At 59.1% G+C, this 20,492-nt stretch carries 26 protein-coding genes, 1 tRNA gene and 1 pseudogene; 18 read left to right on the top strand and 10 right to left on the bottom strand.

Annotated elements, in window-relative coordinates:
• Positions 1–56: 56 nt before the first annotated feature.
• Positions 57–425, bottom strand: coding sequence for a hypothetical protein (locus GA645_RS08125; RefSeq protein ID WP_152221635.1), 369 nt, complete (start codon positions 423–425; stop codon positions 57–59).
• A gap of 190 nt (positions 426–615) precedes the next feature.
• Positions 616–1,509, bottom strand: coding sequence for a LysR family transcriptional regulator (locus GA645_RS08120; RefSeq protein ID WP_152221633.1), 894 nt, complete (start codon positions 1,507–1,509; stop codon positions 616–618).
• 97 nt (positions 1,510–1,606) lie between these two features.
• On the opposite strand from GA645_RS08120, the gene GA645_RS08115 reads away from it, so the two are divergent.
• The 10 genes from GA645_RS08115 to GA645_RS08070 all read left to right on the top strand — a co-directional run bounded on the left by GA645_RS08115 (position 1,607) and on the right by GA645_RS08070 (position 9,867).
• Positions 1,607–2,413 carry a phytanoyl-CoA dioxygenase family protein gene (locus tag GA645_RS08115; RefSeq protein WP_152221631.1) on the top strand — a complete coding sequence of 269 codons (807 nt, stop codon included), beginning with the start codon at positions 1,607–1,609 and terminating at the stop codon, positions 2,411–2,413.
• 405 nt (positions 2,414–2,818) lie between these two features.
• Positions 2,819–3,202 (top strand): VOC family protein, encoded by a 384-nt coding sequence (locus tag GA645_RS08110; RefSeq protein ID WP_152221629.1) that lies wholly within the window; start codon positions 2,819–2,821, stop codon positions 3,200–3,202.
• An 81-nt stretch (positions 3,203–3,283) separates the two neighbouring features.
• Complete coding sequence (locus GA645_RS08105) at positions 3,284–4,144, top strand: ABC transporter substrate-binding protein (RefSeq protein ID WP_218572350.1); 861 nt, start codon at positions 3,284–3,286, stop codon at positions 4,142–4,144.
• Between the two features lie 28 nt (positions 4,145–4,172).
• The gene (locus GA645_RS08100) at positions 4,173–4,895 is read left to right on the top strand and encodes an amino acid ABC transporter permease (protein ID WP_152221627.1); all 723 of its coding nucleotides are present in this window, start codon (positions 4,173–4,175) and stop codon (positions 4,893–4,895) included.
• 11 nt (positions 4,896–4,906) lie between these two features.
• Positions 4,907–5,659: an amino acid ABC transporter ATP-binding protein gene (locus GA645_RS08095; protein WP_178119618.1), complete on the top strand. Its 753-nt coding sequence runs from the start codon at positions 4,907–4,909 to the stop codon at positions 5,657–5,659.
• A 726-nt stretch (positions 5,660–6,385) separates the two neighbouring features.
• Complete coding sequence (locus tag GA645_RS08090) at positions 6,386–7,177, top strand: hypothetical protein (RefSeq protein WP_152221623.1); 792 nt, start codon at positions 6,386–6,388, stop codon at positions 7,175–7,177.
• Positions 7,178–7,203: 26 nt separating this feature from the next.
• The gene (locus GA645_RS08085) at positions 7,204–7,611 is read left to right on the top strand and encodes a hypothetical protein (protein ID WP_152221620.1); all 408 of its coding nucleotides are present in this window, start codon (positions 7,204–7,206) and stop codon (positions 7,609–7,611) included.
• Between the two features lie 287 nt (positions 7,612–7,898).
• The gene (locus GA645_RS08080) at positions 7,899–8,723 is read left to right on the top strand and encodes a hypothetical protein (protein ID WP_152221619.1); all 825 of its coding nucleotides are present in this window, start codon (positions 7,899–7,901) and stop codon (positions 8,721–8,723) included.
• Positions 8,716–9,453: a hypothetical protein gene (locus GA645_RS08075; RefSeq protein WP_152221617.1), complete on the top strand. Its 738-nt coding sequence runs from the start codon at positions 8,716–8,718 to the stop codon at positions 9,451–9,453. The genes GA645_RS08080 and GA645_RS08075 overlap by 8 nt, the downstream gene beginning before the upstream one ends.
• Positions 9,454–9,654: 201 nt before the next feature.
• Positions 9,655–9,867 (top strand): carbon storage regulator, encoded by a 213-nt coding sequence (locus tag GA645_RS08070; RefSeq protein ID WP_152221615.1) that lies wholly within the window; start codon positions 9,655–9,657, stop codon positions 9,865–9,867.
• A 128-nt stretch (positions 9,868–9,995) separates the two neighbouring features.
• Here GA645_RS08070 and GA645_RS29000 read toward each other — a convergent pair whose 3' ends face one another.
• Complete coding sequence (locus GA645_RS29000) at positions 9,996–10,265, bottom strand: DNA-binding protein (RefSeq protein WP_152221613.1); 270 nt, start codon at positions 10,263–10,265, stop codon at positions 9,996–9,998.
• A 137-nt stretch (positions 10,266–10,402) separates the two neighbouring features.
• Here GA645_RS29000 and GA645_RS08060 point away from each other — a divergent pair, with 137 nt between their 5' ends.
• From GA645_RS08060 to GA645_RS08035, 6 genes and pseudogenes are all read left to right on the top strand, one after another.
• Positions 10,403–10,627, top strand: coding sequence for a DNA-binding protein (locus GA645_RS08060; RefSeq protein ID WP_178119503.1), 225 nt, complete (start codon positions 10,403–10,405; stop codon positions 10,625–10,627).
• Positions 10,624–10,839 carry a hypothetical protein gene (locus tag GA645_RS08055; RefSeq protein WP_152221612.1) on the top strand — a complete coding sequence of 72 codons (216 nt, stop codon included), beginning with the start codon at positions 10,624–10,626 and terminating at the stop codon, positions 10,837–10,839. Before GA645_RS08060 ends, GA645_RS08055 begins: the two co-directional genes overlap by 4 nt.
• The gene (locus GA645_RS08050) at positions 10,832–11,224 is read left to right on the top strand and encodes a hypothetical protein (RefSeq protein ID WP_152221610.1); all 393 of its coding nucleotides are present in this window, start codon (positions 10,832–10,834) and stop codon (positions 11,222–11,224) included. Before GA645_RS08055 ends, GA645_RS08050 begins: the two co-directional genes overlap by 8 nt.
• Positions 11,225–11,442: 218 nt before the next feature.
• Positions 11,443–11,595, top strand: a complete 153-nt coding sequence (locus GA645_RS28765; RefSeq protein WP_178119502.1) for a hypothetical protein — start codon at positions 11,443–11,445, stop codon at positions 11,593–11,595.
• Between the two features lie 106 nt (positions 11,596–11,701).
• Positions 11,702–12,994: a hypothetical protein gene (locus GA645_RS08040; RefSeq protein WP_152221608.1), complete on the top strand. Its 1,293-nt coding sequence runs from the start codon at positions 11,702–11,704 to the stop codon at positions 12,992–12,994.
• Positions 12,994–13,982, top strand: a pseudogene (locus GA645_RS08035) (tyrosine-type recombinase/integrase). Before GA645_RS08040 ends, GA645_RS08035 begins: the two are co-directional and overlap by 1 nt.
• Here GA645_RS08035 and GA645_RS08030 read toward each other — a convergent pair.
• The 7 genes from GA645_RS08030 to dapA form a co-directional block, all read right to left on the bottom strand.
• Positions 13,971–14,951 carry a hypothetical protein gene (locus GA645_RS08030; protein ID WP_152221606.1) on the bottom strand — a complete coding sequence of 327 codons (981 nt, stop codon included), beginning with the start codon at positions 14,949–14,951 and terminating at the stop codon, positions 13,971–13,973. The pseudogene GA645_RS08035 and the gene GA645_RS08030 sit on opposite strands and share 12 nt — an antisense overlap.
• Positions 14,951–15,310 carry a nucleotide pyrophosphohydrolase gene (locus tag GA645_RS08025; protein ID WP_152221604.1) on the bottom strand — a complete coding sequence of 120 codons (360 nt, stop codon included), beginning with the start codon at positions 15,308–15,310 and terminating at the stop codon, positions 14,951–14,953. Before GA645_RS08025 ends, GA645_RS08030 begins: the two co-directional genes overlap by 1 nt.
• A gap of 221 nt (positions 15,311–15,531) precedes the next feature.
• Positions 15,532–15,621 (bottom strand) — tRNA-Ser (locus tag GA645_RS08020).
• Between the two features lie 94 nt (positions 15,622–15,715).
• The gene (purC, locus tag GA645_RS08015) at positions 15,716–16,426 is read right to left on the bottom strand and encodes a phosphoribosylaminoimidazolesuccinocarboxamide synthase (RefSeq protein ID WP_152221602.1); all 711 of its coding nucleotides are present in this window, start codon (positions 16,424–16,426) and stop codon (positions 15,716–15,718) included.
• Between the two features lie 30 nt (positions 16,427–16,456).
• Entirely contained in the window at positions 16,457–17,215 is a 759-nt protein-coding gene (locus tag GA645_RS08010; protein WP_152221600.1) for an MBL fold metallo-hydrolase, read from the bottom strand.
• On the bottom strand, positions 17,154–18,344 hold the full coding sequence (gene bamC, locus GA645_RS08005; RefSeq protein ID WP_152221598.1) for an outer membrane protein assembly factor BamC: 1,191 nt from the start codon (positions 18,342–18,344) through the stop codon (positions 17,154–17,156). The genes GA645_RS08010 and bamC overlap by 62 nt, the downstream gene beginning before the upstream one ends.
• 13 nt (positions 18,345–18,357) lie before the next feature.
• Positions 18,358–19,236 (bottom strand): 4-hydroxy-tetrahydrodipicolinate synthase, encoded by an 879-nt coding sequence (dapA, locus tag GA645_RS08000; protein ID WP_152221596.1) that lies wholly within the window; start codon positions 19,234–19,236, stop codon positions 18,358–18,360.
• Between the two features lie 172 nt (positions 19,237–19,408).
• Here dapA and GA645_RS07995 point away from each other — a divergent pair, with 172 nt between their 5' ends.
• A complete protein-coding gene (locus tag GA645_RS07995) occupies positions 19,409–19,966 on the top strand; it encodes a glycine cleavage system protein R (RefSeq protein ID WP_152221594.1) in 558 nt (185 codons plus the stop codon).
• A gap of 12 nt (positions 19,967–19,978) precedes the next feature.
• The gene (locus GA645_RS07990) at positions 19,979–20,452 is read left to right on the top strand and encodes a peroxiredoxin (protein WP_152221593.1); all 474 of its coding nucleotides are present in this window, start codon (positions 19,979–19,981) and stop codon (positions 20,450–20,452) included.
• Positions 20,453–20,492: the final 40 nt, after the last annotated feature.

Raw genomic sequence — 20,492 nt, 5'->3', positions numbered from 1 at the left:
ATCACTATTCCCCGCCTGCCCGCTCGCTATCTATCCAGTCCAGGAAAGGGACCTGCTTATCCTTCATCTCCACCGGAAGGGGCGCTCTCGATAATCCTGATCGAAACAAACGAAATCACATAGACCGCCACTGCGTTGATCGCTGCGAAGCTCACGAAGTAGCCCAGGGCAGTGGCGGGCGGCACATGCCATGAAAAGGCTGGAATGAATAAGAAGCTGAGCAGGCAGACCCCGGCGGTGATCTTGTACATGTGCCCGTCAGTGATCTTTCCGTAGTTGTCCTTGAGATGGTTGAACAACAGCCCCGACAGAAAGAAAAGCCCCGCAAACAAGTGGAGCCAGATGGCATTGCCGGATCGTCCGCCAAGCTTCAAGGTCGCCAGCAGAATCGCCACTAGAAGACTGACGAAGAAGTACTTGATCAAGAAGCCTCTGGCTTTCATATGGCCCCCCCTGGAATCGATATCAAAGACCCGACATTGGTTCTGACGACCACTGCCAACCTGCACTTACGACCTGCACCAGAGCAGAGACGGAATTCTTCGAACCTAGATCAGGCAGTTCCAATGCGCCAGTTCGATAGGGCTGCAGGTGCCACGAGAGAAGAGGGACGTCTTACTGGACTTGAGTGGCCGCCCAACGCATGAATGCCTCGGCAACCAGAGAAGGCCGCATCGCATTGGACTGTGCCAGCACGACGCGCTGTGGCTTGACCTCTTCACGCAAGGGGCGACAGGCAATGGGCTTGCCGTCATAGCTCTGGTCACCCACCGGGCGGGTGCAGGACAACGCCACGCCGTATCCGTGGGCCACCAGTCCGCGCTGCATCTCGAAGGTCTGCGTGTACTGCTGCGCCAGCGGATGCAGGTCATGCGCCCAGAACAGCGAGAGGAAATACTCCCGCGTCTGCGCGATGTCTTCGAGAATCACGCACTCCCTGGCCAGATCGAACAGCGACACCTCGGCCTGTGCCGCCAACGGGTGATTGGCGGGTAACAAGGCATAGGGCGGCAGCTGCGCGAGAACCTGCCGCTCGGCCTGCGGGTCCAGTCCCAGCTCATAGGTCAGGGCGAGCTCCGCCTTCCCTGCGCTCAGGGTGCGATGCACGCCGGCCAGGTCGGTCTCGAACAGCGTGACCAGCACTTCCGGGTGCAATGCGCGAAAGCCCGCCAACAACCGAGGCGCAAAATACGGGCCCAGGTCCTGGAAGCAGATCAGCGTGAGCTGGCCTCGCAAGGCTTGCCGTTCATCGTGCTCGACGGTCATGGCGGCCGCCATGTTGAGGATGTCGCGCGCCTGCCCCAGGAGTCGCGCTCCCGCAGGCGTCAGTTCCAGCCCGCGGCTGACCTGCCGGCGAAACAGGCGCTCACCCAGGGTGTCCTCCAGCTGAGAGATCGCCAGGGACACCGAAGGCTGCGAGACATGCCGCGCCCTGGCCGCCGCGCTGATGCTTCCATGCTCGGCGGCGGAGACGAAATATTCGAGCTGGCGGAAGGAGAAACCTATCATGTCTTCCTATACTCAAGAATAAGAAACATATATTTTCCCTATTCTTCCCCCAAGGCAATACTCCTCGAAAACCAATAAGAAGAGAGGAGCAAGCCTGATGATGTCCGATGTCGAGATCTTTCAGCGAGATGGCGCTGTCGTCCTGCGCGGCATCTTCAGCGAATGGATCGAACGCCTGCGCGAAGGCTTCGAGGAGAACCTCACCCACCCCAGCCCGTTCGCCATCGAGAACGTCGGCACGGGTGAAGGCGGCCGGTTCTTCGAAGACTACTGCAACTGGCAGCGCATCCCGACCTTCACCGATTTTGTCATGAACTCCCCCGCCGCGCGCATCGCCGGATCGCTCATGCAGTCGTCCCAGGTGCAGGTCTTCCACGACCACATTCTGGTCAAGGAGCCCGGCACCTCCAAGCCCACGCCCTGGCACCAGGACCTGCCCTACTACTGCGTAGACGGCCTGCAGACCGCCAGCTACTGGATCCCGCTCGACCCGGTGACCAAGCTCAACACCCTGAGCCTGGTGCTGGGCTCGCACCTCTGGCCCAAGCCGGTACGCCCGAAAAGCTGGGCCAGCAACAAGGACTTCTACGGCGAGACCAACTCCGCTACCGGCGAGAGTGTCTTCATGGACATGCCGGATGTGAGCAACGGCGAGTTCAACATCCTTTCGCCGGAGTTGGAGCCGGGCGACGCGGTGGTCTTCGACTTCCGCACCGTGCATGGCGCCGCCGGCAACCAGGGTAGCGGTCGCAGAAGGGCCTTCTCGACCCGCTTCATCGGTGACGATGTCCGCTATGTCGCCCGCCCCGGACGCACGTCCCCGCCCTTCCCCGGGATCAACCTGAAGAACGGCGAACGCATGCGCGAGGACTGGTTCCCGGTCGTCTGGCGTCAGGACGCCTGAGCTTCCGCGCCCGCGTGCCGAGGGGCTGCCCACCCCGGATAGACGGTTTCGAGAGAGCGAGCCCGAGCTCGCTCCAACAATAAGAACAAGAACCAGAATCGAAGGTCATCCACATGATCGAGCCTTGTGCGACAGCGGCTACCCAGGCCGGGGAGCCGTCTCGGCCGCGCCTACCCCTCACCGGGCGCGCCCAGCGGGCGGGTATTCACGCGTCCCGCCTGGATCTCGCTGGAGACCTGCGACCTCCACATCCCGGACCGACTCAACGCCTTCGTGCCAATGCACGAAGGAAGTACCCCTCATCCACTTCGTTTCCTTCAGCGCCCATCGTCGCCACCTCCCGGTGGCAGGAAGCGCGCGCCCTTGCGAAAGCCCACCACGTATAGCCACATCGAGGAGAACAAGATGGCGATCTTCACTCACGTTTCCGTTGGCACCAACGACCTGTCCAAGTCGCGGATCTTCTACGACAGCGTGCTCGGCCAGCTCGGCCTCCAGCGCGTTGCCGATCTTGGCGAGAAGGGGTCGATCTGGGGGAAGGACAAGCCTTCCTTCTTCGTCCTCTCCCCCGCGAACGGCGCCCCCGCCACCGTCGGCAATGGCATGACCGTCAGTTTCGAAGCGCCGGACCGGGCTTCGATCGATGCCTTCCACGCCGCAGCCCTGGCCGCAGGCGGCAAGGATGAAGGCGCGCCGGGCCCGCGTGGTTGGGCGCCGCATGCCTATGCCGCCTACGCCCGCGATCCGGACGGCAACAAGCTCGCCGCCTACTGCTTCGCCCCGGCCTGACCCGATACGCCCAAGCAACCTTGCACCCCGTCGAGCACAACACGGCAATTTGCCGACCCCGCCCCAATCGGAGACACGCACATGCAACGTTCGCTACTCAAGATCGGCGCTCTCATGCTCACCCTCGGCACCACCGGCCTGGCCTTTGCCGATAGCTGCCTGGAGGACGTCAAAGCCTCCGGCGTCCTGCGCTCGGGCAACGGCCTGATGGGCACCAAACCCTTCATCTGGCAGAACGAGGACGGCACCTACGGTGGCTTCGAAGCCGAACTGTTCAAGGAAATCGGCAAGCGTATCGGCGTGCCCAAGACCGAGTATGTCATTACCGAGTGGACGACCCTGATCCCCGGCCTGAAGTCCAAGCGCTGGGACATCATCCTCTCCGCCATGTCCGCCACCCAGGAGCGCGTACAGAGCGCCGGGATCAGCTTCACCGATCCCTATTTCATGTCGTTCAACTACGTGATCGTGAAGACCGACTCGCCGATCAAATCGATGGGCGACCTCAAGGGCAAGAAGCTCGCCACCGTGCTCGGCACCGACGACTCGCTCAACGCCCACCGCCTCGCGGAAGCCGGCGTGGTCGGCGAGGTGATGGACTTCAACGGCTTCGGCGAACCCTTCATGGCCCTGCAGAACAACCAGGCCGATGCCGTGCTGCTCGACCAGGGCACCCTGATCGGCCAGGAAGAAACCATGAAGAACCTGCGCGTGGTCGGCGAGCCGATTCCCTACCAACCCCGGCCGGAATGGGCCGCGGCCGAAGCCAAGGCGCCCTATGTCTACGGCACCCAGGCCATCGCCGTGCGCAATGACTGCACGGACCTGCGCAATGCCATCAACGGCGCCCTGGAATCGATGAAGGCCGACGGCACGCACAAGGCCATCCTCGAGAAATACGGCGTGTGGGACGCCATGCAAGCCAAGCTGACCAAGAACTGAGTCCGACACGAACAGAGGGGTACCCGCTTTGTACGACTTCTTTTTTGTCCTCATCCCCAAGTACTTCCCGTTCCTGCTCCAAGGGGCAGTGGTGACACTGGAGCTGTCGGTGCTGAGCATGGCCCTGGGCATCCTCATCGGCATGGCCGTCGCCCTCGGGCGACTGGCGCGCTGCGCCTGGCTGGACTGGCCGCTGCGTACCTATGTGGAGATCTGGCGCGGTATCCCGCTGGTCGTGCAGTTACTGGTGATCTACTTCACCCTGCCACAGGTGGGCCTGACGCTCCCCGGCTTCTGGGCCGGGGTACTGGGCCTGAGCCTCAACCTGGGCGCCTACCTGTCCGAGGTGTTCCGCGCCGCCATCCTCTCGCTGGACAAGGGCCAGCGGGAGGCCGGCCTGTCGATTGGCATGTCGCGAACCAAGATCTACCGCCGAGTGATCCTGCCCCAGGCACTCAAGATCGCCGTTCCCACTGTCGGCGGCTACTTCATCTCGCTGCTCAAGGACTCCTCGCTGGTGTCCTTCATCGCGGTGAACGAACTGCTGCGCCACGGCACCATCGTCATCTCCAACACCTTCCTCAGCATGCAGGTCTACCTGATGGTCGCGATCATCTACTTCATGCTGAGCTTCGTCGCGGCGCGCGCCGTGCACTGGATCGAGCAACGCCTGACGCCTGCCCATCTGCGCGCGAATGCCCGCATCAGCAGCAACCCCACTCCCGCCAAGCTGGCAGAGGCCAAATCATGAACGCCGAACCGATCCTGCAAATCAGGGGCCTGCACAAGGCCTACGGGGACACCAAGATCCTGCGCGGCGTCGACCTGACGGTTAAGCGCGGCGAAGTCATCTTCCTCATCGGCCCCAGCGGCGGCGGTAAATCGACCCTGCTGCGCTGCATCAACTTCCTTGAAACGCCCTGCGCCGGTGAAATCACCTTCACCGGGGAACGACTGTGCCACCAGCAGAACCAGACCTACCAGCAGGTGAGCGAGTCCAAGCTGCGCATGGCGCGCAGCAAGATGCCCATGGTGTTCCAGCAGTTCAATCTGTTCAGCAACCGGACGGTGCTGGAAAACGTCATCGAAGGGCCGGTGCATGTACTGAACCGCCCCAGGAACGAAGCCATCGCCGAGGCCGAGGTCATTCTCGACAAGGTCGGCCTCTCGGCACGCCTGCACTACTACCCCGACCAACTCTCCGGCGGCCAGCGCCAGCGGGTTGCCATCGCACGGGCGCTGGCGATGAAGCCGGAACTGATCCTCTTCGATGAACCGACGTCGGCGCTCGACCCGGAACTGGTCTCCGGGGTGCTCGACATCATTCGCCAACTGGCGCAGGAAGGCATGACGATGATCATCGTCACCCACGAAATGAACTTCGCCCGAAAATTGGCTGATCGCATCTGCTTTGTGGCGGATGGGGGGATTCTTGAATCCGGGTGCCCGGAAGAGCTGCTCAGCTCACCCCAGAATGGCCGTATCGCGAGTTTTATTCAGTCGATGCAGCATTAGGGAGTCGTCGATCGACGCGGAACGCTGGAAGTGTCGGTCTGCGCGTTCTCGCCGCTTTCCGCGTGCGTGAAGCCAGCCCCTTATCGATTGGGGCGCGAAAGCTCGGAATGGGTACGTAGAAGACGGGGTGCAGAAAGGCAGCGCAGAGGATCAGGCTAGATGTGCAGGAAGCGCCTTCCGCCCCGGATTTTCCCTTATCGGCAAACCCTGAAAAGACAAAACCCCGAAGCTCAATGAGCTTCGGGGCTTTGGCCATCTGTAATGGCGGAGAGATAGGGATTTGAACCCGATTTTTGCCATGCCTGTTGATGAAAACTATTGGCCAATACCGGTAAAACCGGAGCTTTCAGCGCTGTGGTACTGGACAGCACTGGCAAGTATCGGCAAGTGAATTCGACACTTTTTCGACAGCCAGCCAAGCTAAGGGCTTTTGGCTGCTCCCACCACCTATAGGCCTCGCCAGCGCCCCCCAATCAGAGCCCGTCCTTCAGCACCGCTGTGCTGTCCGTCGGCTGCAGCAAAGTTCGTGCAATTCCAGCATTGACTACGGGAGTTGACATGACGCACGATCAGCACCTATGGGGTTTTACCCAAAAATCGCTCCCACCGCGCTGGGCGTACCGCCCAGCGCGGTGGGAGCAATTTTTTTCCCGGCTTTTGGCACTGCCGTCACCTAGACTAGGTGAGTGCTAGCGTGCCATTTGCAGGGTGTCCCTAGGAGGGGATATGGCTGTACAGCAGACTAAGGGGAACGATCTTACGGATCGCCTCAACTCCTTGGCTAAGCAGAAAGGGCGTCCATCTGAATTTGAGATGCACGCTCTTAAGCGAGAGATTGAGCAAGTTAAGAAAGCAAACCCAGCGGAGGCTTATATGCTCCTGGGTATGCTTTATTCAATCTCGGGCGATATTGAACAGTCGATAGAAAGCCATCAAAGATCGATTAAAGCGTCTGGCGACATAGTCGAATATATGAATTTTGGTCTTTCGTTGAGACGGCTCGGAAAAAGTAGCGACTCCATCACTCCTCTCCTACAAGCATTCGATGCCTCACTCACGGCAGACATTCTCTCCGAGCTTCTAAATGCAATGATTTACTCGGGAGACTTTTCGAAATTTGAGAATGTTATAGAAAGATTCTCTAAAGCCAATCCTGAACATGACATAGCTCAAAACAAGGACGTGAAGAGCATTATGCGAATAAGGAAAAATTTAGCGCGCGCCAACATACCTGAGAGTGAATTCAAGATAGCCATGGGGCTAGTTGAGTCCATCATAGTCAGCAACGGCTATCTACCGGACGCATCTGTTGTCCTTCCAGGCATGTTCGATGGTGTCAACCACGTCTATACAGAAATAGATATTGATTCACCATCCGCAGAAGAGCTAACTCGTCTGAATAATTTAATAACCGAGGCCATTATCGAGTCAGACCTTGAGACTTGGGACAGGCTAATATTTAATGTCGCTCACGCACCTGAAGAGGGAGCGCCCTCTGAAGCTGCATATGTTGCCTAAGGATGATTTAAAAATAAGGAAGTAACATGCCAACTGATCCGTCCCTTTTCATTGCAGAGGCGGCCGAAAGTCTCGCTGAAGCCCCTGGAAGCGAGATCAAATTTAGGTGCTCAATCTCCCGAGCTTACTATGGCGTGTATCACATCGGTTTAGAGTATGCAGATACGGTCAGTGTCCCACCTGTCAGCGATACTGCCGGCCCATCGCATAGGAAGCTTTCTGTTTTCTATGAGAATAATCTAGATAGCGACAAAGGAATTCGCCTCATGCACCGCCGCCTAGGGTATACCCTGAAGCAGCTTCATGAGCAACGTGTCAATGCAGACTACCGACTCCATGACACCATCACCAGGGAGGCGGCCGAGTCCCACCTAACTCGCTGCCAAGCCATGGCCCAATTAGTTTCCGACCTAAAAGCATCGAAAGCCGCGTAGCAAAGAGTCCCACATTTGTGGGCTTTTAATATGCAACGAGACAACCATCACGCCTCGCAGCGAATTGGATGGCGGCACTCGAACTAATGCAATTGGAGTCTACAGGCTGGCGAGCCACTGCCTGGAATCTAGACTTACCCAATGCGTATCGCAGCGCTCCACTTTACCCGCCGAGCACTAGGTGGCATTATGCCATTCACCCTGCTATGCGCTGCCGCTAAATATCCGAAATCCATTTTGAAATTAGCAAGCAGTGGAACTGCTTGCCTGTGTATTTAGGGAAAAATATGCCAATTGATCTTGATGTAGTTATTGACACACCAGATTATGAAGTGGATATGAAGTCCGGGCTAGAAACACTGCGAGGCGCTTCTGATGCCACTCGATGCATCACAGAGACTGTATTAACGAAAAAAGTACCAAAGCGGCAACGCTCTAAGGACAGAGTAAGAACGATCCTCAAGAAGTCCTTTAAGGGATCTTATGGCCAAGTATTCGGAATCGAGATTCTTGATGACAAATTACAAGCCAAGTATAACGATATTGGAAATCCAGTATTTTCCGAACTGCTATCTTACTTCATGCGAGAGGCTCTCTATTTAGAGGCTCGCAATCTATCCCCCTCCGCCCAAGACATTATAGACGATCTAGGAGTGGTTGCCGAAGAGTTATTGGAGCAACTTCGCGTATCGTCCATGGAAAACATCCATAAAGTATCAACAAAATTTGGTCACGATGTCAAAATCAGATACAGGCGCGCCATAGGAGAACGCGTCATAATTGCTAGATTCAATAGTGAGACCTCATTGGTTCTACAGGCAAAAGCATCTGATGAAAAAGTAGACATTACAGCCAGCATTACTCGACTAAATATAAATACCGGGAACGGGCGCCTCTTGATCGAAGGCGAGGAGAAAACAATTGCATTCGGCTTTGGAATTGGTTATCACGATGTTGCCGTAGAGGCCAAGAAGTTATTTTCGGAAAACTTAAACCACAACAACGGATTAGAAAACCGCAATTGGAAGCACTTGCGGCTAATCGCAAAGCCAATAAGCCTAGCCTCTGGGAAAGTTGTAAAATATATCATCACAGGGTACCACAGTGATTAATAGATATGTAATCACAGCGGCGATATTTGCGTTACTTGCCGTATCCGCCTACGTCTGGCAATTTCACCACAGACTCGAATTCGGCATATCTCCCGACCCAGCTGTTTGGGGCCAGCTTGGCGACTACATAGGTGGCCTGTTGAATCCCGCGCTGAGCTTTATATCTCTAGTCCTCTTAATAAAATCATTAAGCTTACAAAACGAAGCAAATAGAGACTTGCGTGACGAAATAAGAAACAACAGAAAGACGGAGTCGCTGCGCTCGTTTGAGGCACACCTATTTAATATGCTTGACTCTCAGAAGGCATACTTCGAGTCTATGACTATTAAATTTGGAAAGCCCCAATTCCTTAACAACAAAAGCGGAGCGGAAGCTGTCATCGAGATTGAAGACAAACTAGAAACAATCAGATGGGGATCTAATAGAGATAAAAACTTCCAACAGTATTTGGATTGGGTTGATTCACGCGACCAACTCTACGGGGTTACTCGAATTTTTTATGTCATGGTAAAAATGATTGATGAAAAATTAAGCGACTCCAAAGGATTTAACCTAGAAGACAGACGAGCTCACTTCCTTACGCTTATAAATTTTACTGATTTCTCCTTACTCCGTCTCATCATGATCACCATGCAGTTTATGAAATTTGAATCCACCGATTACTTGAGAAAGAACAAAGAGTTCGAAGCAGTATTAAACGAGGTTGGATTAAAATTCGATCTTTACTGACCACTACCCCACTCACCCGCTAAAATACCTTTTGCCAACGCCCCTCTATTTTTAATCCTGTCAAAGCCCTTAGGCCAATCCATACGTAGGACGATGGCGTCTCATAAGTCGGACCTTGCCGAAACACTTGTTCTGCCCTTGATGCGTAGATTCGCTCTGCCATGTTAGTGCGATTTGTAGGCCGCAACATGGAGCGGAGCCATGAGCTATCTCGTACTTCAGCGTCACGCGAATGAGCAGATTCTGCTGACCGCGAATCCGGATGTGAGTGATGAGGACCTGATTCGGCAGATCAGGGAGCAGGGGATTGCGGTATGCGTTGCGCGTACCGGACCCAAGGTCGCAAGCATTGCGATCAGCGCGCCGGAGTCGATGAAGACTCTCCGAGCGGAGCTGCTGACATCCTGGGCGTGATCACTCGATGGGGCGTGTATCCGTAGCAGAGCTGGACGTTAAATGGTCAGCCCTGCTGTCTTCTTCCGCCGTCGCTCCATTGCGGGAGCGCCATGTGTACCAGCGTTTACTCACCTCGGCAGTGAGTTTTATCCCGCGTCTTGATTGCTCAAGTTTCGATTTGCTTCGTCGTAGTCTGGGCTTGTCTGCCCGCTCTCCGGAATGATTTCTCCGCTAGCCAGCCAAAGCGCGTACTGAGGAAAAGCCTTCACCAGTACGTCGAGCTCTTCCGTACTCACCCGCACAGCGCCCTTGCTGACGTTCAGCCAACGGCTGTGGTCAACGTCGCTCAATTGACTGAGCTTTTTAGGGCCTACCCGCTTGATCAGTAATCGCGCCCTATCTGCGGAGCTTTCCATATCCAGAATTCAGCCTTTCCTACAAGGTAACTATTGACGCGAAAAATCCAGCAAATCAACATTTGCCGAAAGGTAATTATTGACTTGAGCTCAGCTCAAGGCCGGAAGATAAAGCCCAACATAGTGCAGGAAAGCCCATGGATGTGGAAGGAACGCCCCTCACTCTGAAAGACCTGCTTGCCCCGCCGCCGCTGATGCCGTGGCGCAACTTCGCCGACTGGATACGCATGAGCGACAGCCACGACATCGTGTGGGGCTGGATTCGCAACGGCTACATCCCGTCCCACAAGGTCGGCAAACACATGATGGTCAACGTGGCACTGCTGACCAGCCAACTGATGGATAAGGAGATTCGACTGTGAGCAAAACCCAAGTAGCCCCCGAGCTCTGCACCGTCGCGGCCTTCGCGGAGATGTGCGGCGTGTCGTACGCCGAAGCGGAACAGTGGGCGGAAGACGGCACCATTCCCAGCCTCGATATGGGCACCTTCCGCATGGTCAACCTCGCGCGCTTCCGCGCCGATCTGATCAAGGGCAAAGCCACCTTTGACGCCGGGGACTACCGCCATGAATAACGACCGCGTGAGCCTGGATGCACAAAGCGCGCTGCGCTATCTGGGGCAGACCGTCCTGATCGAAATGGTGTGGCCGGACGAGGACCCCGAGCCGGTGTGGCGCCTGCTGCGTGTCATCGGCGTGGTACTGCCGGCCGAAGGCGTGCGCGACGAGCCGCACTTCCTGACGGTGCCCGTTGGCGTGACCGATGAATTCGCGAGTGAGACCTTCTGGGACACCATTCGCACGATCCGGGTGATGCGGCACCGCGACCGGCAGAGTTCCGGCAACGTACTGGGCCGCATCGCCCACCCTGCAACATCCCGGTCAGGGGCCGAGCTCCCGGCTCGTCGGAACAGCTCCACCGTTCCGGCGAACGGAAGCACGGGCGCAGCGCACCCTTGACCGCGCACCCGCCAGAAACAGCCTCGGCTTGGGAGGGCGGTGCAGCTCTTCCGCACCGCGCTCCCGAGCCCTCGGCGGCAAGAGCGGGATGACAAGGGCAGCGCCCTTGGTGTTGATCTTCTTCCCGGCGCGCACGGGCCTTCCCGGCCGCCGCAGCAGCACCCCGCCCCGATCCCCTCGCTCCGTCGCCACTCCCCATTCACACCCTGGAGCGCGCCATGTCGGAGTGCCTCTTGCTCAAGACCCTTCTCTTCCTGCTCACCGCGTACCTGTTCGGTCTGTGGGAGCTGCATCGCCCCGAATACCCCACCTGCTGGATCGATCCTGGACGCCTCGCGTGCTGGTCGTTGGCCGCGCCCACCGGACGGTAGCGTAAGGCACGAGCGCCCCGACGGTGGGCGCGGCCGACGGCCCTGTAACACGTCGGACAACCCATTTCCTATTCGTTGGTTATTGGACATTGTTAGGTGATTCCCCATGAGAAAAGTGACCCACCAGCACCGCCTGATCGTTCAGCCTGACGGCCAGATCGTTGATTCCCCGCGCGGCCGTTTGTTTGTCGATGCGCGGCCCGGCAGCTTCACCGACCTCTCCGGCGTGCGGGTGCTGCGGTGCGGCGTCGATACGGTCCGGCAGCTGTACAACGGCATGATCCGCCCCGAGGTTATGGCGCTGTTCGATGACAAGGAGGCCACCGCCGAATTCGCCGGGCGCCAGTGGTCCAAGGGGCGTATCGGCCGCGACTCCGGCTACCAGTTCCGCCTGCAGAACGCGGACCTCGGCCTGATCCTGTTGATCAAGAACCACAACATCAAGCTCGACACCATCGGCTCGCACTTGAAGATCGAGGCGTCTCCGCACGCTATCGACGGCACCGATCCTGCGGCCCTTCAGACAGTGCTCGACGATCTCGCCGCCGCGGTGCTCACCCACTGCGAAACGAACCAATGCGCGGTGCATATCGCCCTGGATGTTCAAGGCTGGAAGCCACCCGCTGACATCGTGGATCGCATGCACTGCCGGTCGAACCGGGTCCGCCAGATCAGCGGCATCGACCGCATCGAGTTCGACGGCAACGCCTCGGTGTACGGACGCGGCGAGACCTTCATGTTCGGCTCGGCCAACGGCCTTCAGCTGTGCATCTACAACAAGACGCTACAGGCCCGAGCGAGCGACAAGCTGGATTACTGGAATGCGGTGTGGTCCGGTCTCAACGGCGATCCGTTCGACGAGGGTGAAGCCGCCTACGACCCGAAGGAAACGGTGTGGCGCATCGAGTTCCGTTTCCACCACTCCATCGTCGAACAGTTCGCCCAAGGCACCTGCCTGCCCTCTGGCGCGGTGATCGCCACGCAGACCTACACCGGTATCTGTCCGCACCTGCAAGGCCTTTTCGGCTATGCCTGCGAGGCGTTCAAGTTGCTCGCCCGGGATGCCGTGTACGACCCGTTCTGGTCGCTGATCATGCAGGACGTGAAGGTGCAGGTGGAGTGTGATCCGCTGATCGACCGCGTCGAATACCGGCGCTACTACAAGACCGCTCAGGGCTTCTCCGGCAAGAACTGCGAGATGTTCCTGGGCCAGTTCATCAGCCTGATTGCACGGGAGCGCATACCCGCAAAAAAGGCTATTGAGTCCGCCTACCGACTGGAATTCTGGCACGTCATCGAAGACCACTATCTGGCCAAGGGTTGGACTCGTCGCGACCTCGAGCAGCACATCAAGGACCTGATCTCGGACCGCTACCTCAGGCGAGGCTATGCCGTCTGATGAGCATCACAAAACTCCCGGACGGCCTCTGGTTCGTCGACGTCGAACCCATCAAGGGCAAGCGCTTCCGCAAGCGGTTCAAGACCAAGGGGGAGGCCCAGCGCTTCGAAGCCACGGTGCGGCAGAAGTGCATCGAGAACCCTGCATGGACAGCCAAGCCCAAGGACCGGCGGCGCCTATCTGAGCTGGTTGATCGCTGGGCGGTGCTGCACGGCCATACGCTCGCGGACGGAGAGAACCGCAAACGCCTGCTGCACATGCTGGCAAAGGAACTGGGTGACCCGGTGGGCAGCCAACTGACGGCGCACCACTATGCCGAGTATCGCTCCCGACAGCTCGAGGCCGGCTCGAACGGGAAGACGCTCAACAACCGGCTGGGCTACCTGCGTGCGGTGTTCAACGCGCTGCTGCAACTGGGCGACATCGACTTCGCCAACCCTCTCCAGCGCGTCAAACCGCTCAAGCTTCAGGAACGCGAGCTGACCTGGCTGAACGAGGGCCAGATCAGAACCCTGTTCGAAGCCATCAGGAACCGCTGCAAGACCCCGCACGTCGAGATGGTGGCCCGGATATGCCTGTCCACTGGTGCACGCTGGGTGAGGCCGAATCGCTGGTGCCTGCACGTGTACGAGCTGGATGCGTGACCTTCGCGAACACCAAGTCAAAGCGGACGCGCTCAGTCCCCATCGATGGCGAGCTGGAAACCGCGTTGCAGCAGCACTTCCTGGAACATGGCCTGTTCTCCAACTGCCGGAACAGCTTCGACCAGACCATCAAAACCTGCATCGCCCTCCCCGCTGGCCAAGCGTCCCACGTGCTGCGGCACACCTTCGCGTCGTACTTCATGATGAACGGCGGGAATATCCTCACCCTGCAGAAGATCCTGGGCCACGGCTCGCTGACGATGACGATGCGCTATGCCCATCTATCGCCAGATCATCTGCAGGATGCGGTGAGGCTCAATCCGATGCGAGGCCTAGGGCTTTGAGGGCGTGACGCCGTAGCCGTGAGCCGTTGCGTGCCACTGGAAGTACTTTTGAGTCTTCTTTGTCCACGCATTTACGGGACGCCCCACCAATTTGTCGATGTAGCTGCTGATCAGCTCGGAACCAGTTCGAGATGGGTGTCGAACGACTTTGCCTTCAAGAACCGATATGAAGCCCAGTTCAAACAGAGGATCGCAGCCGAGCCGGCACATCGCAGTCGCGACGTTTTGAACGTCGAGCTTCTCATCTCTGCTGCAGGCTGAGCGCTTCTTGATGTGCGAGGCCACCAACATGGACCGAGGGAAAGCACCACCGCAAATTGAACAGCTACCTTCAGCATTCTTCCCAAACAGGTGATCGACGATATAACGGTGCTCCCCTCGGGTGGGGGCAGAGCCGACGCCATCAACAGTCAGGTTGGCCAGAATTTCAGCTTTCACGTCAGCCAATGTCGGAACCAGACCAAGAGACATACTCTGCAGCTGGTCGAACGCAGCAAAGGCTGACTCGCTATCCGATTCGTTGAAACGATAGAAGCACTGCCGCTGCTGGCTCTTCACATGTTGCTGAATCGCCCTGAAGGGGATGGACAGATGGCGGACGTCGGTCAGGAAATAGATGTTCTCCCAAGTAGTCTGCTCTTCCCGGCTTTTATAGCCCCACAGCTCAATCGCTAGACTCTTGGAAGTAAGCTTGTACGTAACCGTTGCAGCGACGGTGATTATCGTTTTGCGGTTGAAGATCACCACATCGTCCGGAGACAACTTGGCGTATGACGAATTGGTATTGCTGCTTGGTACAACGCCCCATACGAAGACCTTTCCGTCAGGATTCTCAATCAAAAGCTTCGCGTACAACGCCTCCGGCAACCACGCCCTTATCCTCGACAAAGGCACGGGATTGAGGATCGTTTTCTGGAGGTTCTCGCCCGCATCGTCATCGGAGCATGGCTGGTAGACCAAATGAGCCATCAATCGTCCCTCCTGGAGTACTTGACGGCATTCCCTTTGGCTTTATCAACCGGGTACTTCTCAGCATTCAGCTGGATCTTTGAACGCGCTGCCTGAAGGACGTCGATACCGAGCTTGTCGGCCAGGCGCAGGAGGTAGAGCAGGACGTCTGCCATCTCCCCTTCTATCTCGAGGAGCATTTTCTCGGAGAGTGCGTCGCGCTGACTCTGCTCGGGCGTCAGCCATTGAAAGAGCTCGAGCAGCTCACCAGCCTCTCCGGAGAGCGCCATAGCGAGATTTTTGGGGGTGTGGAACTGATCCCAGTCCCGCTCTTTGGCAAAGCGGCACAGCTCTGCCTGTAGCTCTTTCACAACGTCCATCGAATGCCCTATCCAGAAAGTCGCAGCCATGTAGGAAATGGCTGTAGGAAAGGCAGGACGCTAACGGCTGGAGGTCAGGCTGTCCAGCAAGAGGAGTGGAGTAATCCAGGATCGCGGGCGGTCATGAAAGCGATCTTCGACACTTCTTCGACAAACGCCGGACGCAGAAAAGACAAAACCCCTGAAACGCTAGGCATTTCAGGGGTTTCGGCCATCTGTAATGGCGGAGAGATAGGGATTTGAACCCTAGGAGCCATTGCTGACTCAACGGATTTCGAATCCGTCCCGTTCGACCACTCCGGCATCTCTCCGTGCGGCGCGCATGATACCAGCTTGAAGTCCGAAGGCGAAGCCCTGTTTTGGATTTTTTTGCGTGGTATCAGGCGCTTGCGTGATTTCGCCGTTTTACAGCGGCACGCCGAGTCGGTGAGCGACTTCCTCGTAGGCCTCGATCACGTCGCCCAGGCCCTGGCGGAAGCGGTCCTTGTCCATCTTCTTGCGGGTTTCCTTGTCCCACAGACGGCAACCGTCCGGGCTGAATTCGTCGCCCAGGACGATCTTGCCGTGGAACACGCCGAACTCCAGCTTGAAGTCCACCAGCAGCAGGCCGGCGTCGTCGAACAGCTTGTTCAGCACTTCGTTGACCTTGAAGGAGTAGGCCTTCATTTCGGCCAGCTGCTCCAGGGTCGCCCAGCCGAAGGCCTGGACGTGGGATTCATTGATGAAGGGGTCACCCAGGGCGTCGTTCTTCAGGAACAGTTCGAAGGTCGGCGGAGTGAGCTGCACGCCCTCTTCCACACCCAGGCGACGCACCAGGCTGCCGGCGGCGTAGTTACGCACGACGCACTCGACCGGGATCATGGCGAGCTTCTTGACCAGCACTTCGTTGTCCGACAGCAGGGCGTCGAACTGGGTCGGGATGCCGGCGGCTTCGAGCTTCTGCATGATGAAGGCGTTGAACTTGTTGTTCACCATGCCTTTGCGGTCGAGCTGTTCGATGCGCTTGCCGTCGAACGCCGAGGTGTCGTTGCGGAACAGCAGGACGAGGCGGTCGGCGTCATCGGTGGTGTAAACCGACTTGGCCTTGCCGCGATACAGTTCTTCGCGTTTTTCCATGATGGGCTCCGCTTGCTTGAATGGATGGGCTCAGGCGATGGTGCGCCAGTCGAGTCCCGAATGCTGATCGGCCACCTGCAGCCAGCCCGGGTCGCACCCTAGGGTGTCGACGAAGCTTTGCCGGGCCAGCTGCGGCGAGTTGTTCTTTTCGCTGAGATGCGCCAGCACCAGGTGCTGCAAGCTTTCCCAGCCCAGCTGCGCCACCAATTCGGCGGCCTGCCGGTTGTTCAAATGCCCCCACTGGCCGCCAACGCGGGCTTTGAGTGGGTAGGGATACGGACCGCGGGCCAGCATGTCGGTATCGTGGTTTGCCTCGATGATCAATGCATCGAGGCCACGATAGCACTCCAGCACCTGCGCCGTGGCGGCCCCCAGATCGGTGAGCTGGCCAAAGCGCTTCCGGCCATCGGAAAACACGTACTGCAAGGGCTCCCGCGCATCGTGCGAGACGCTCACCGCAGTGACTTCCAGGTCTTTCAGTACCAGGCGGTCGCCGCATTTGAGCAGCCCCGCCGGTGTCACCGGCTTGCGCATTCCCTGCAGGGTGCCGGCACTGAGGTACACGGGTATTCGATGGTGCCGGGCCAGCAGTTCGACGCCGTTGATGTGATCGGAGTGCTCGTGCGTGACGAGGATCGCGTCCAGCTGCCCGGGCTCTACGCCCAGGCGCGCCAGACGACGGATGGTTTCACGCAGCGGAAAGCCGCAATCGATCAGTATCCGGGTGTCAGAGCTGCTCACCAAGGCCGAATTGCCCCGGCTTCCGCTCCCCAGGACCGCGAAGTGCATTCCGCATACTCTCCTGGAGTTTTTCCAGCACGCCCTGCGCCACGTCAGCCGGCGCGGAAGTGTTGATGTCTTTGTCGACGGTGATCTGCACCGTGTTGTTCACGCTGGTCAGGCGAAGCTGGTAACGCTTGGCCTTGGCGTCTTCCTCTTCCTTGGTCTTCTCGCCGCCGCCGAACAGGCTGCGGAAGAAGCCAGGCTTGTCTTCGTCCTTCTTCTTCGCGCCTTCGGCGATGTTGACGTAGTACACGCCCAGGCTGCGGTTGAGGTCGTCCACGCGGATGTCGGCGCGATCCAGCGCGCGGCCAACGCTGACCCAGGCGCGGTCGAAGTCGGAATCCACGGTAAGTACCGGGTTGCCGCTGCCGTCCTTGCTCAGCTCGGCGGTGCCGGGAGTGTCGTAGGCCGAGTGCGCGGCGAGCAGGGAGACGGAGCCGCCCTTCTCGGCGCTGGTCGCCATGCTGGCCAGCATTTCGTCGAGCAGCGCGGCGTCGAGGCTCGGCACCGCCGGCTTGGACGGCCAGTCCGGACTGGCGGTGCTACCGGCCGGGCGGGTTTCGCTCAGCACGTAGACTTCACTGGTGTTGGTTTCCACTCCCGGCTCGATGCGCACGCGCACGCGCGCCTCGCTGTCGGGCTCGACGCCGGAGACACGGCTGCTCAGGCGGCGCGCCAGGGGCGCGGAGAGCTGCGAGAGCGGCTGCCAGTTGGTGCTGAACTCGCCGGTCTGCGGACGTTCGTTGGTGATGGAGAAGCCGTTGTCCTGGAAGAATTGGTGGGCCACAGGCCACACTTCCGCTGGCGGACGCTGGGCGATCAGCCAGCGCGAATCGCCGCTCTTCTGCAGGCTGAAGTCGCTGACTTCGCCAGCGCTGGCCAGGGGCTGCGGACGCGGTACTTCGAACTCGCCTTCCTTCTCATGGGTGTCGGCGACGTTCATCGGCACCGGCAGCAGCGGGTCGAGCGGCTTGCTCTGCAGGCCTTCGGGCACCTTCATCGGCGCCGTTTCGCGGGCATTGAGGTAATCGTCGCCGCGGTCGCGGAAATAACCATCCGGGCCCCACAGCCAGCCGCAGCCGGAGGTGTTGCCGATGACCAGGGCGAGCGCAGTCAGTCCTGCCAGTCGCTTCATGCGAGAAAGCTCCTTATGCCAGCACGCCGGTCTGGCGCATGGCCTGACGCAGCGGTTCGTGGCAACGCGGGCTGAGCCAGGTCAGGGGCAGGCGGATACCTTCGGGGATCAGCCCCATTTCGTGCAGGGCGAATTTCACCGGAATCGGGTTGGATTCGATGAACAGGGCCTTGTGCAGCGGCATCAGGCGGTCATTGATGGCGCGGGCTTCACCGGCATCGCCACGCATGGCGGCGGCGCACAGGTTGCTCATGGCGCGCGGGGCGACGTTGGCGGTCACGGAGATGTTGCCCTTGCCGCCCATCAGCATCAGTTCGACAGCGGTGGCGTCGTCGCCGGAATAGACCAGGAAATCCTTGCCGACGCGGTCCAGTACTTCCTTGCCGCGCTGCAGGTCACCGGTGGCTTCCTTGATGCCGACGATGTTCGGCACCTTGGACAGGCGCTCGACGGTCTCCGGCAGCATGTCGCAGGCGGTGCGGCCCGGCACGTTGTAGAGGATCTGCGGGATGGCCACGGCTTCGGCGATGTGGCGGAAGTGCTGGTACAGGCCTTCCTGGGTCGGCTTGTTGTAGTACGGGGTCACCAGCAGGCAAGCGTCGGCGCCGCCGCTCTTGGCAGCCTCGGTCAGCTCGACCGCTTCGCGGGTGGAGTTGGCGCCGGTACCGGCGATCACCGGAATGCGGCCATTGACCTGATCGACCACGCGTCGGATCACTTCCAGGTGCTCGCTCACGTCCAGCGTGGCGGACTCACCCGTAGTGCCGACCGCAACGATGGCGTTGGTGCCTTCCTGCAGGTGGAAGTCCACCAGCTTCGCGAGGCTGTCCCAATCCAGTCGACCCTGAGCATCGAAGGGGGTGACCAGCGCCACCATACTGCCCGCAATCATGCAACCGCTCCTGCCGGAAAAAGAAAGCCGTAATGGTACTGTCGCCACCGGCCACGCACAAGGTGACAGCAGCGTCCCGCGAGCGGTCAGACATTCCCCTCATCGGCTCTTTTCGCTACCCTTTCCCCTTTGTCGGTGCGGCCCGCTTGGCCGCCATTCCCAGGAAAGCTGCATGTCCACCTCCCACCCTCGTGAACAATTTCTTCTGATCAGTGCGCTGGGCCCGAACCCGATGGAGCTGACCAGCGTGCTGTGCCGCACCTGCATCGATAACCGTTGCTCGGTCATCAGCAGCCGCCTGACCCGCCATGGCGAGTTCAGCGCACTGGTCCTGCAGGTTGCCGGCAGCTGGGACGCCCTGGCCCGCCTGGAGGGCGGCCTGCCGGCGCTGGCCAAGCGCCACGGCTTCACCCTCAGCGTCACCCGCAGCAATGTCCACGTCACCCGCGCCCAGGCCCTGCCCTACGTGGCCTACGTCAGCGCCGTGTATCGGCCGGACATCCTCAACGAGCTGTGCCAGTTCTTCATCGATCACAACATCGAGCTGGAGAACCTCACCTGCGACACCTACCAGGCGCCGCACACCAACACCAGCATGCTCAACGCCACCATCACCGTGACCCTGCCGGCCGGCACCCAGATCAGCTGGCTACGCGACCAGTTCCTGGATTTCGCCGACGCCCTGAACCTGGACGCGCTGATCGAACCCTGGCGCCCGCAGCATCCCTGAGGAGAGAGGCCCATGGCCGTTGAACTGAACAAAGCCGTCGCCGACTTCCAAGCGCCCGCCACCAGCGGTGTCGAGTTCCGTCTGTCGGAACTCAAGGGCAAGCAGGTCGTCCTGTACTTCTACCCCAAGGACAGCACTCCCGGCTGCACCACCGAGGGCCAGGGCTTCCGCGACAAGATCGAGGACTTCGCCAAGGCCAACACCCTGGTCTTCGGCGTGTCCCGCGATGGCATCAAGTCCCATGAGAACTTCAAGGCCAAGCAGTGCTTCCCCTTCGAGCTGATCAGCGACAAGGACGAGGCCGTCTGCCAGCTGTTCGACGTGATCAAGCTGAAGAAGCTCTACGGCAAGGAATACATGGGTGTGGACCGCAGCACCTTCCTGATCGACGCCCAGGGTGTGCTTCGCCAGGAATGGCGCGGCGTGAAAGTCCCTGGCCACGTCGATGCCGTGCTCGCCGCAGCCCAGCAACTGAGCAAGGGCTGAGCCACGGGCTGCCACGAAAAAGGCCGCTGATCAGCGGCCT

It is taken from the genome of Pseudomonas sp. SCB32, from assembly GCF_009189165.1.
Lineage (GTDB): Bacteria > Pseudomonadota > Gammaproteobacteria > Pseudomonadales > Pseudomonadaceae > Pseudomonas.
This window is presented reverse-complemented; position numbering and strand designations above follow the sequence as displayed.